The organism is Erythrobacter neustonensis, from assembly GCF_001663175.1.
Taxonomy (GTDB): domain Bacteria; phylum Pseudomonadota; class Alphaproteobacteria; order Sphingomonadales; family Sphingomonadaceae; genus Erythrobacter; species Erythrobacter neustonensis.
This window is the reverse complement of record NZ_CP016033.1, coordinates 3015787-3027844: the sequence shown is the minus strand read 5'-3', so window position 1 is coordinate 3027844 and position 12058 is coordinate 3015787. Positions and strand designations below refer to the sequence as shown.

Sequence of the window (12058 nt, the reverse complement as noted above, 5' to 3'; positions counted from 1 at the left end):
AGTCGCTTACGCCGCTTCTGCCCGGGCCGCCTCGGCCGGTGCTGCCTTGGGCGCATCGTAGAGCTTCATCTCGGGCAGGATGACCGACGAACGCTTCATCATCTTGCGGTCGCCGCCATAGCTGAAGGTCATCATCCACGGATAATCATCCCCCTGCCGCGGCAGGCTGTCGATCGAACGCTGGACGTAGCCCGCGCCGAAATCGAGCAGCGGGCGCAGTTCGACCTCGCGGGCAGGCCGCTGGGCAATGCAGATCGCCTTGCCGCGCTTGTCCATCTCGGCCAGCAGCTGGCAGAAATAGTCGCACAGCAGACCAACCTTCAGCGTCCAGGAATTGGTGGTGTAGCCGATGCACAGCGCAAAATTGGGTATGCCGTCGAGCAGCATCCCGCGGAAGATCATGTGCTGCGACCAGTCGACCTTCTGCCCATCGACCGAAAAGTCGATCCCGCCCGCCATCTTGAGATTGAGCCCGGTGGCGGTGACAATGATATCGGCAGGCACAACCTCGCCCGATTTCATCGCGATGCCTTCGGGCACGAAGCGGGCGATGTGGCCGGTGACGATCGAGGCCTTCCCGCTCGCAAGGCTGCGATAGAGGTCAGCATCGGGCACCGCGCAAAGGCGCTGCTGCCAAGGGTCATAGGGCGGGTTGAAGTGGGTATCGATGTCGAAATCGGCGGGCAGGGCGCCCTTGTTGATCCGCCGGATCAGCCCCCGCATCGCGTTGGGGTAATTCTGGCACAGCTTCCAGAACACGTGGCGCGTGGCGATGTTTTTGGCGCGCATGACCTTGTGGGTCCACGCCTTGGAGGGCATCAGCCGCGCGAACTTCAGGAGCCCGTCCTGTTCAGGGATCGGCATGATATAGGAAGGGGTGCGCTGCACCTGCACGACATGAGCGGCCTTTTCGGCCAGCGCGGGCAGAAGTGTCACGGCGGTGGCCCCCGATCCGATCACCGCGATCCGCTTGCCGCTGTAATCGAGGTCTTCAGGCCAGTGCTGGGGGTGGACGATCTGCCCGGTGAAGCTTGCTTCCTCGGGAAAATCGGGGCGGTAGCCTTGGTCGTAGTCGTAGTATCCGGTGGCCGAGAAAATCCACTTTGCGCGGTAGGTTTCCTGCCCGCCATCGGCCTTGCGCTGGGCGGTAACGGTCCAAAGGCCTTCGTCCGATGACCATGTGGCCGCCAGCACCTTACGGCCGAAATTAATCTGGCGGCGGATGTCATATTCGTCCGCGGTCTCGGCGATATAGGCCTTGATCTCGGCCGCGCCCGCAATCGCCTTGTCGCTGTTCCAAGGCTTGAAATCGTAGCTGAAGGTGTAGAGGTCGCTGTCCGAGCGAATGCCGGGGTAGCGGAACAGGTCCCACGTCCCGCCCAGATCGTCGCGCATTTCGAGGATGCACCAGCTCTTGCCGGGTTGCTTGCGGCGAAGGTGCGCTGCGCATCCGATCCCCGAAATCCCGGCGCCGATGATCACCACATCAAGAATGTCGCTGTGCTGCTGTGCCATGTTGCAATCCTCCGTGGGCCGTCCGGTCGCGGCTCTGCGGGCGACTCGGTGCGTGGAAACCCGTGGGTTTCCATTAGCGCGTGTCGAAGGCCTGTCGAGCGAAATCGACATTTACTGGCGCAAGAGACAGTTTTTGCGGTGAGGCGATGCTCAGGCGATGATCAGCCGCGCTCCGGCCTGCTCGATCATGGCGCGGCTGCCGGCATCGATCCCCGCATCGGTGATCAGGATATCGACCTCGTCCAGCCCGCACACGATCGTGCCCGAGCGTGAAACGAATTTGGAACTGTCGACCAGCAGGATCACTTCCTCGGCGCGGTCGATCAGGCGGCGTTCGGCGGCGACCAGCACGGGATCGGCCTGCATCGCGCCCTGCGGGCCGACAGCGGCGGCCCCCATGAACAGGCGCGGGGCGTGAAAGCGCGGCATCGAATCCTCGCCAGCGGGCGCAAGGATGATGTTCTGTTCGCGGAACACCGCGCCCGATGGCAGCAGGATACGGGTGGCGACCTGTGGGAGCAGCGCATTCACGATGTGGAGCGAGTTGGTGAGTACCTGAAGGCCCAGCCCATCCAGATGCGGGCACATCTGCAAGGTGGTGGTGCCGCCGTCGATCATCACCCCTTCGCCCGGCGCGCACAGAGCAGCCGCCGCCTTGCCGATCGCCTGCTTGGTAGCGAGATTGCGGGTGATGTTCTGATCGAAGGGCGTCCCCATCAGCCGCGCGTCGCCGCTTTCGGGAAGCTTCGCCCCGCCATGCACCCGCGCGATAACGCCCTCATCATCCATCCGTGCCAAATCGCGCCGGATCGTCGCGGGCGAGGCATCGAGCAGGATTTCAAGATCGCGGTAGCTGACAAAGCCGGTGGGCCGCAGCGCTTCCAAGATCCGTTTCTGCCGTTCTGCCGCGTGCATCGAAGCCATCGTCCTTTCGCGCGCCGCTTATGGACGGGCCGCGCGCGGCTGACCAGCCTCGGGCACGAGGATCGAACGGTCGATGTCGGCGATCGAGGTCACGCCGGTCAGCGTCATGGCGACCCTCATCTCGGCCTCGATCAGGCGCAGCATATGTTCGACGCCCTTCTGCCCCTGCGCGGCGAGGGCGAAAACCCAAGGGCGGCCCAGCAGCACGCCCTTGGCCCCGAGCGCCAGCAAGCGCACCACATCCAGCCCCGAACGCACCCCGCCATCAGCCAGCACCGTCAGCCTTTCCCCCACCGCATCGGCAATTGCGGGCAGAGCGCGGGCGGTGGAGGGGACCCCGTCCAGTTGCCGCCCGCCGTGGTTGGAAACGATAATCCCGTCCGCCCCCAGATTGGCGGCCTCCACCGAATCCTCGGCATCAAGCAAGCCTTTGATGATCAGCGGCCCGCGCCATTCCGAACGGATGAAATCGAGATCTGCCCACGCAATCGAGCTGTCGAAATTGTTGCGCATCCAAGCGAAGAAATCCTCGATCCCCGTGCGCCCTTCCAGCTTGCGCATGACATTGCCGAGCCCGTGGGGGCGGCCCATCACGCCCACATCCCACGCCCAGCCGGGTTTCATCGCGCCCTGCCATGTGCGGCGGATTGCGCCCTTGATCCCCGGCGCTCCGGCTAGGCCTGAATGGTAGTCGCGATAACGGCTTCCGGGCACCGGCATGTCGACGGTGAATACCAGCGCGTTGCACCCAACCTCGCGCGCCTCGGCCAGAAGCTCGCGCATGAAGCCGCGGTCGCGGGTCATGTAGAGCTGGAACCAGAAGGGCTTTGTGGCAGCCGCCGCCACCTCGTCCAGGCCGCAGGCCGATACGGTCGACAGCGTGAACGGCACCCCCGCCGCCTCTGCCGCGCGCACCGCCTGACACTCTCCCCGCCGCGCGTTCATCCCGGCAAGGCCGACGGGGCCGAGGATCACCGGCAGGCTAAGCCGCTGGCCGAACAGTTCGGTCGACAGGTCAAGCGCGGAGACATCGCGCAGCACCCGCTGGCGCGGGGCAATATCGCGCAAATCCTCGACATTCCGGCGCAGCGTCGTCTCGGAGTAGGAACCGCCGTCGATATACTCGAACAGGAAGTGCGGCAGGCGGCGACGGGCGAGTTCGCGGAAGTCGGCAATCGAGGCGGCGATCATGGTGCGGGTCTCTTGGCGGCGGCGGCAATCTCGGCGTGCCAGCGCGTCCGGTAGGGGGTGAGGTCTTGCGGCAGCGACGCGACGCGGATGAGCTCGCCCGATGGTTCAAGCCCCGGATCGATCAGTCGCAGCGCGCCGAAGGACACGTCATTATGCGCATTGGCGGTGAACACGGCGGTGTCCGGGCGCAAGGCGGCGAGCGCGCGGACGAACACTTCGGCTTCGGCAAAGCGGCCTTCGATGATCAGCCGCCCCGACGATCCGATCAGGTTGAGTGCGGTGTCGGCCACCAGCGCGGCATAGAGGCTCGCGGCCGCACGCCGCTCGTCCCAATGGGTGGGGCGGTTGATCCAGTCGAAGGTGCCATCGGGGAAGGGGCCAAAGCCGCGGGCGAGGGTGGGCAGGATCATCCGCGGATGCGCCAGCACCTCGGGTACGGCGGCAAGCAATGCGGGCTGATCGGGCTTGATATCGACCCGCCGAGTGTCGCGCTCGATCAGCGTCTCGATCTCGCGCCCGCCCATAAAGCGGGCCGAGGGGACGGGGTGGCCGAATGCGTCGACATTGACGAGGCAATCGCGCGCTTCGGGCAGATCGGCCGTGGCGACGGGGGCGGCGGGCAGGCGCATGGCGACAAACCATGTGCCGGTGGACAGCACCGTCGCCTCGTTATCGGCAATCTCGGCAAACCCGCGCGCGGCGAGCAGCGCGGCGTTGGAATCGTGCAGGCCCGCCAGCACGCTGACGCTCGGTGAAAGGCCGGTCCTTGCGGTAATCTCGGGCCGCAAGGTTCCGACCACATCGCCCGCGCGCGCCAGCGGCGCGAACCGCTCTGCCCAGCCCAGACACTTGGCCATCGGCGCGAAGTCACCCTCCTGCGGCGCCCACAGATCGGAATGGCAGCCGAGGCTAGTCACTTCGCTCACCGCACTGCCGGTCAGGAACCACGCCCAGTATTGCGCCCAAGGCAGCAGCGTGGCGCGCGCCATGGCTTCAGGCTCTAGCCGCTCCAGCCACCACAATTGGCTGCCGATATTCAGCCCATCGGGCAGCGGCGGCGATCCGGTGATGGCGAAAGGATCGCGCTGTTCGCGGTAGGCAGCCATGAAGACGGGCGGGATCGGCTGTTCGTAATCGAGCGGCAGGAAGGCGAGGGCATCATCCACCAGCGCCGCCAACCCTGCGCCATGACCCACCGGGACGATGCTGGTGACGGGGTGCCCGGCATAGGCCGCGAGCGCTGCGACCAGCCACTCGCCGATTCCGGGTGCATCGAGTCTCCGGATGCCGCCATCCTCGACCGGCGCATTGGGGCGCACCTGCCGGTCAAGCATCCGCCCTTGCGCATCCCACAGGCTCACCTTGCTCAGCGTCTTGCCGAGATCGATGACGATGGTTGAACCTGCCTGCACGCGCTGCTCCTGCACAATCTAAAACGATCAATAACAATCATTGTTGATCATTTGCAATCGAATTGTTATCGGCGCCCTCACTGCGGCACCTTCGCCGCCTGCCTTTGTCCGAGGATCGCCATGAACGCGCAAACCCCGATTTTCGCCGCCGCTCTTCCGTTTGCCGTTCCCTCGAGCCGCTGGGACGATGCCCACGCCGCCACGCTCAGCCCGGCGCAATTGCTGCTCTATCGCTCGAACCTGTTGGGCAGCGATCTGACCGTCACCAATTTCGGCGGGGGCAACACCTCGGCCAAGCTGATCGAGACCGATCCGCTGACCGGCGAGGCGACCGAGGTGCTGTGGGTCAAGGGATCGGGCGGGGACATCGGCTCGATGAAGCTCGATGGCTTCGCGACGCTCTATCAAGAGAAGCTGCTCGGCCTTGAGTCGCATTACAGCGGGCCGGAAGACGACGACAAGATGGTCGGCTTTCTCCCGCACTGCACCTTCAACCTCAATGCACGCGCGGCCAGTATCGATACGCCGCTGCATTCGCTGCTGCCCTTTGCCCATGTCGATCACGTCCACCCCGATGCGATCATCGCGCTCGCCGCGTCATCGGGCGGCGAAGCGGCGACGCAGGAGATTTGGGGCGGGAAGATCGGCTGGCTGCCGTGGAAGCGCCCGGGCTATACCCTTGGCGTGATGCTGCGCGATTATGTCGCGGCCAATCCGCAGGTTCAGGGCGTGATGCTGGCAGGCCACGGGATCATCTGCTGGGCTGACAGCGCGAAGGCCTGCTACGAACACACCGTCCAGCTGATCGCCGATGCCGCCAATTACCTGAACGGCAAGCTGGCTGGCCAACCCGCGTTCGGCGGAGCGAAGCTTGCGCCCAACCCTGATCGCGCTGCCATCGCCGCCGATCTCATGCCCCGCCTGCGCGGCTTCATGACCGGCGCGCGGACCAAGCTTGGCCATTTCTCCGACGATGCCGAAGCGCTGGAATTCACCGGCAGCGTCGATTTCGAACGGCTTGCGGCGCTTGGCACCTCGTGCCCCGATCACTTCCTGCGCACCAAGATCGCCCCGCTGACCCTCGATCCGGCGCGGCTTCAGGATGATGCCTATATCGCCCAGCAGATCGCCGATTACCGCGCCATGTATGCGGCCTATTACGAGCGCTGCCGGCGGCCCAATTCCCCCGCCATGCGCGATTCCAACCCGGTCGTCGTGCTGGTGCCGGGCGTCGGCCGCATCACTTTCGCCACCGACAAGACCACCGCGCGGCTCGCGGGCGAGTTCTACGGCAATGCCATCAACGTGATGCGCGGAGCCGAGGCGATTGGCGATTATATCGCGCTCGATGAACAGGAAGCATTCGACATCGAATACTGGCTGCTTGAGGAAGCAAAGCTCCAGCGCATGCCCGCGCCGAGGCCGCTGGTCGGCAAGATCGCGCTGGTGACGGGCGGCGCAGGCGGGATCGGCGCTGCCACCGCCGCGCGGCTGCTGCGCGAAGGGGCCTGCGTGGTGCTGGCCGACCGGGCGGCGGATGCCCTCGAGGAAGTGCGCGCAGGCTTCGCCCGCCAGTTCGGCAAGGATGTGGTGCGCGCCGCGGTGTGCGACGTCACCGATGAGGCGCACGTCGAAGCGGCCTTCGCCCTCGCCGCGCGCGAGTTCGGCGGGCTCGACATCCTCGTCGCCAATGCCGGCATCGCCTCATCCGCGCCGATCGAGGAGACCACGATCGCATTGTGGAACCGCAATTACGATGTGCTGGCACAGGGCTATTTCCTCACCGCCAAGGCCGCATGGCCGCTGATGAAGCGGATGAAGGATCAGGGCGGGGCGTCGGTCGTGTTCATCGGCTCCAAGAACGGCGTCGCTGCCGCGACCAACGCCAGCGCCTATGCCAGCGCCAAGGCTGCGGCGAACCACCTCGCGCGCTGCCTTGCGCTGGAGGGCGCGCCGTTCGGCATCCGCGTCAACACCGTCAATCCCGATGCGGTGATCAAGGGCAGCAAGATCTGGGACGGCGACTGGCGCAAGGAACGCGCCGGTGCCCACGGGATCGACAGCGGGCGCGAGCTCGAGGAACACTACCGCCAGCGTTCGATGCTCAAGCGCGATGTGCTGCCCGAGGACATTGCCGAGGCGGTCTATTTCCTCGGCTCGGACATGAGTGCAAAGTCGACCGGCAACATGATCAATGTCGATGCGGGCAATGCCCAGGCGTTCACGCGCTGACGCTGTGCGGGAGAGGACAAGAACGATGACCAATCTGCCCATCAGCGCCGATCTGATTGCTGAACTGAACGCCGTCCACGCCGAGGCGCTGGAGGAGGACTACACCGCGCTCGGCCGCAAGCTTGCCCGCAGCGGGATCGACATCGATGCGATCACCGCGCGGGTCGCGGGCTTTTCGGTCGCGGTGCCCTCATGGGGCGCAGGCCGCGGCGGCACGCGTTTTGCCAAGTTCCCGATCCCCGGCGAGCCGACCAACATCCACGAAAAGCTGGAGGATTGCGCCGTCATCCAGCAACTCAGCCGGGTCACGCCGCGCGTCAGCCCGCACTTCCCGTGGGACAAGGTGAGCGATTACAAGGCGCTGCGTGAAGAGGCAGCCGCGCTCGGCCTCGGATTCGATGCGGTCAATTCGAACACCTTTCAGGACCAGCCCGGCCAGACCCACACCTATGCCAACGGCTCGCTCGCCGCGCAGGATGCCGCGACGCGCCAACAGGCGGTGGATCACAACATCGAATGCATCGAAATCGGCCGACAGCTGGGTTCTACCGATCTCACGGTGTGGGTCGGCGATGGCACCAATTTTCCCGGCCAGCAGGATCTGGGCCGCAGCCTTGATCGCTATCTGGAGGCGGCAGCACAGGTCTATGCCGCGCTCCCCGATGACTGGCGTATGCTGCTCGAACACAAGATGTTCGAGCCGGCGTTCTATTCGACCGTGATCAGCGACTGGGGCAGCTCGATCCTCGCCGCGCAGGAACTGGGCCCCAAGGCCAAGTGCCTTGTCGATCTGGGTCACCACGCGCCTAATGTGAACATTGAGCAGATCGTCGCCCGCCTGCACCGCTTCGGGAAGCTCGGCGGCTTCCACTTCAACGACAGCAAGTATGGCGACGATGATCTAGATTCAGGCTCGATCAACCCGCACCAGCTGTTCTTGGTGTTCAACGAGCTGGTGGAGGCGGAGCTCAATCCCCGCGAGGGTTTCAACCCCAGCTACATGATCGACCAGTCACACAATGTCACCGACCCGATCGAGTCCATGCTCTCCAGCGCCGAGACGATCACCCAGTGCTTTGCCAAGGCGCAGCTGGTCGACCGCGAGGCGCTGCACGCGGCGCAAGGCGCGAATGACACGATGATGGCGTTTCAGGCGCTGCGGCGCGCCTACAACATCGATGTCGCCCCGATCATCGCCAAGGCGCGCGTCGCGGCGGGCGGGGCGATCGACGTGCTCGACGCCTATCGCCGCAGCCAGTACCGCAGCCGCAAGGCGCAGGAACGCTCGGCCGTGGGGTTGGGGGCGGGGATTGTCTGAACGGCAAGACCTCGCAACTGCGGGCCAGCGGCAATCGGTGCCGCACCTGTTCCCGGTAACGGCGACGCCCGCCGATGTTGATGGAAGGGGGCAGGTCGGCACTGCAGCTTTCCTCCAATGGGTGCAAGAGGCGGTGCTTGATCACTGGCGCACCGTCGCCCCGGCGGAAGCGGTCGCTGCTCACCTGTGGGTCGCCTTGAGCCACGAGATCACCTTCCACCGGGCCGGAATGCTCGGCGATGATCTGTGCGCCGTTCTTCGCTTCGAACGCGTCCAGGGCGCCCGTGCCTTCTACCACGCCGCGATCACCCGCGGGGATGTGACGCTAGCCGAAGTGCGATCCGTGTGGTGCTGCATCGATGCGCAGTATCTGCGGCCCGCAAGGCTTGCGCGCGACATCGTGGACCGGTTCTTTGCGGAACAGTGAGACCTGAGCTTGCGCGTGCCGGTCGTTGGGTATTGTTGCGACACCTGCTGATCTGCAGACCTTTAAGGACGGGGCAGCAATGTCGCAGGTCCTACCGGCCGCTGCCGACCCAACTCCGGTCCATGCCGTCCGCGCCGGTGATCGTCCGACTGTGCCAAAAGCGGTCAATCGTCGTCACCTGAGCAGCCGTTCGGCAAAGCGCCCTAGTCCCGGTCATTCGACTGGCGAGCAATTAATCCGGCAAGTAGTCATTCGTCCGTTTCGCCAGCCGCCGCGTTGAGAGCGCCCAGCGCCTTGCAGCCGTGACAGTACCAGCATGAAATCTGGCGGGCTGGCGCTGGTGATCGCAGTGGGTCTGGACCTATTCCACAGCGCAAATAGGTTTGCAGCCTCGCGCGTTGAGGTATGCTGTGCAATATGACGGTCTCTCAGTCTGATTTTGCCCGCACTTGGCTTGTGCAGTTTCCTGGCAGCGAGCGCGGCACCGCAGCCCGACTGGCCGACGCGGTAATGTTGGTTAGCCACGACGCGCTGTATCGTGGCTTGCGCGCGTTGCTCGACGAAACATTAGCGAGGCGTCCCGACAGCGATATGGATCGCCCCATCGCGCTCTATGCCGAACGCGAGGTTGAAACGCGCGACACCGAAGGCGATTACGGGCTGGAGTATAGCGAGGTTCTTCCCTTTTTTCCGGGGACTGAGGAGGGGCGGGCGGCGGGCGTAGGCGTGCCACCGATCGTCATCGATCCCAAGGATCAGGAAGTCGGCAGCGAAGGTTTGATCGCGAACTTCATCACCGGCTATCAGCGACTGCATCGCGACCTAGTGATCAGTCATCCCGGACCCGACAAGCTACGCGAACAGCGGGCCAGCCATATCGTCATTGTCACCGACTTCATCGGGTCGGGACAGCGCGTGTGGGAGATGATCGAGGCGTTCTGGCGCGTGGCAACCATTCGCAGCTGGAACTCCTATGGTCGAATTCGATTGGCGGTCGTCGCCTATTCCGGGACCGAAGCCGGGCTTGATCGTGTCCGATCGCACCGCAGCCAGCCGAGCGTGCGCGTTGTTCATGCCTGCCCGACCTTGTGGAGCTCTTTCGTGGGTCAGGAACAAAAAGATGTTGTTGCACTCTGCCAGGCACATCCCAAGAAGCATCAAACGCCGCTTGGCTACGGCAATGGCGGCGCGTTGATCGCGTTCGGGCACGGCATGCCGAACAATGCGCCGCCGGTCCTGCATAGTCGCAAGGGCGGCTGGATTCCGTTGTTCGTCAATCGCAGTGCCCTGGCGGCTGACCAGCAGTTTCCGGCTGACGATGCCGACGCGCTCGTCGAACGGGCGCGGAGCATGTTGCGGCTACGCGCCGCCAAGAGATTTCTCAATGATCCGCTGAAACGGCGCTGGGTCGAGACCATGCTTGTGCTGGCCGCGTTGCTCGACGGTGCGCGCAGCGCCGCTGCGGCGTCGGCCCGCACGCGGCTCCCTATTGCCGATGTCGAGCAGATCCTCGTCTTTACAGAGATCGCGCATTGGACGTCCCCGCGCCACACGCTGACCGCCTTGGGACGACGCGAACTGCGCCGTCTGCAATTGCGCCGCGCGCGCACGGTTGTGCTTCCCTCGACCGAGCAACCCTACTACTATCCGACCCAGTTGAGGGCCCGGTGAGGGCATTTAGAAATGCGCTGCGCAAGCGGCGACTGGTCCCTTGGGGACCTGGGGCTCGGGATTCCCTGAGTCCGCGTATCGGAGCAGGACCTTCGCGCTGCGCGAGACAGCAAGTCTCGGCTGGCGGAGTCTTGGACGAGACTTGCTGTCCCACCCACCTAGGTGGGCCGAAGTAGATGCCAGCGCCGAGCCCTCAACGCTATCGGTCCGGCGGTCTGCGGCAAGCAGTCGCCAAGGTCACGCTCGATAACGCGCTCACCGCTTTTGCCCGGATCCGGGAAACCGATCCGCGAATCACGCCGGTTCTGACGCTACGCCATTTCTCGGTCGTGACCGGCCTCCCTTATTTGTTCCTGCGTCGGACAGTCGCTCGCCGCGCGCACATCGGATACCGCTTCGTTTACTTGCGCAAGCGCATTCCCGGCCGATCATCAATGCGGATGATTTCCATTCCTCCGCCAAGTCTGGCAGCCGCCCAGCGCTGGCTGGTTGATAACGTCCTGCGCTATGTCGAGCCCCATCCGGCGAGTTTCGCCTTTCATCCCGATTCGTCCCCGGTTCTCGCGTCCGAGCAGCATCCAAATACGCAGTGGTTGCTCAAGGTCGACATCGAGGACTTCTTCCATTCCGTCAGCGAAGGGCGGGTCTCGGCGATCTTCTCAAAGCTCGGGTTCCCCAAGTTGCTGGCATTCGAGTTTGCGCGGCTGTGCACTATCGGCCTGGATCGTGGGCCGGGGCGCAATCCAGCGCCGCATCCCGGACCCATTACGCTTTACGAGAGCAATATTGAAGGATTCCTGCCGCAAGGGGCGCCCACCAGTCCCATGCTCGCCAATCTCGCTATGGTTCGGACCGATACGTTGCTGTCGGCGCTCGCTGACGCCCGTGGCTTTCGCTATTCGCGCTATGCCGATGATCTTGCCTTTTCGTCGGACAAGCCCCGCACCATCGCCGAGATGCACAGCTTGCGGCGCGAGGTCTGCCGCATCCTGAATGACGCGGGCTTCCGTCCAAATCGCCGGAAGACCGTCATTCGCGGACCCGGCACCCGTCGGGTTATCCTCGGCTTGCTGGTCGATGGCCCGACACCGCGCTTGTCGCGCGAATTCAAGGACAACATCCGGCTTCATCTTTATTATCTCACCTCGCCGGATCACGGGCCGGCCAAACATGCGCTCGCCCGCAAGACGGGGACGTCGAGTCTATACCATCACGTGCGTGGGCTGATCGCCTGGGCAACGCAAGTCGAGCCGGCATTCGGCGCAGCGGCGCTCATAACGTTCCGATCGGCGCCCTGGCCGCTCATCCAGCCGCAGGAGTTCGGCGAGGAGGATGATGGGTTCTAGTCCGGCTGAACCAAACTGTTGC

The 12058-nt window shown here is 64.5% G+C and carries 9 protein-coding genes; 5 read left to right on the top strand and 4 right to left on the bottom strand.

What is annotated here, in order from left to right; genetic code table 11:
* Nucleotides 1-6: 6 nt before the first annotated feature.
* From A9D12_RS14110 to A9D12_RS14095, 4 genes are all read right to left on the bottom strand, one after another.
* Nucleotides 7-1515, bottom strand: a complete 1509-nt coding sequence (locus A9D12_RS14110) for a flavin-containing monooxygenase (protein ID WP_068353051.1) — start codon at nucleotides 1513-1515, stop codon at nucleotides 7-9.
* Nucleotides 1516-1665: 150 nt separating this feature from the next.
* Nucleotides 1666-2430 (bottom strand): DeoR/GlpR family DNA-binding transcription regulator, encoded by a 765-nt coding sequence (locus tag A9D12_RS14105; protein WP_068354584.1) that lies wholly within the window; start codon nucleotides 2428-2430, stop codon nucleotides 1666-1668.
* Nucleotides 2431-2457: 27 nt separating this feature from the next.
* Nucleotides 2458-3630, bottom strand: a complete 1173-nt coding sequence (gene lldD / locus A9D12_RS14100) for an FMN-dependent L-lactate dehydrogenase LldD (RefSeq protein ID WP_068353048.1) — start codon at nucleotides 3628-3630, stop codon at nucleotides 2458-2460.
* Nucleotides 3627-5042, bottom strand: a complete 1416-nt coding sequence (locus A9D12_RS14095; RefSeq protein ID WP_068354580.1) for an FGGY-family carbohydrate kinase — start codon at nucleotides 5040-5042, stop codon at nucleotides 3627-3629. The genes lldD and A9D12_RS14095 overlap by 4 nt, the downstream gene beginning before the upstream one ends.
* Nucleotides 5043-5162: 120 nt before the next feature.
* On the opposite strand from A9D12_RS14095, the gene A9D12_RS14090 reads away from it, so the two are divergent.
* The 5 genes from A9D12_RS14090 (at nucleotide 5163) to A9D12_RS14070 (ending at nucleotide 12036) form a co-directional block, all read left to right on the top strand.
* Nucleotides 5163-7274: a bifunctional rhamnulose-1-phosphate aldolase/short-chain dehydrogenase gene (locus A9D12_RS14090; protein WP_068353045.1), complete on the top strand. Its 2112-nt coding sequence runs from the start codon at nucleotides 5163-5165 to the stop codon at nucleotides 7272-7274.
* A gap of 25 nt (nucleotides 7275-7299) precedes the next feature.
* A complete protein-coding gene (rhaI, locus tag A9D12_RS14085) occupies nucleotides 7300-8592 on the top strand; it encodes an L-rhamnose catabolism isomerase (protein WP_068353041.1) in 1293 nt (430 codons plus the stop codon).
* Nucleotides 8585-9019, top strand: coding sequence for an acyl-CoA thioesterase (locus tag A9D12_RS14080; protein WP_068353038.1), 435 nt, complete (start codon nucleotides 8585-8587; stop codon nucleotides 9017-9019). Before rhaI ends, A9D12_RS14080 begins: the two co-directional genes overlap by 8 nt.
* Nucleotides 9020-9424: 405 nt before the next feature.
* Nucleotides 9425-10690, top strand: a complete 1266-nt coding sequence (locus A9D12_RS14075) for a phosphoribosyltransferase-like protein (RefSeq protein WP_197489832.1) — start codon at nucleotides 9425-9427, stop codon at nucleotides 10688-10690.
* A 176-nt stretch (nucleotides 10691-10866) separates the two neighbouring features.
* Nucleotides 10867-12036 (top strand): reverse transcriptase family protein, encoded by a 1170-nt coding sequence (locus A9D12_RS14070; protein WP_068353032.1) that lies wholly within the window; start codon nucleotides 10867-10869, stop codon nucleotides 12034-12036.
* The last annotated feature ends 22 nt before the right edge of the window (nucleotides 12037-12058 follow it).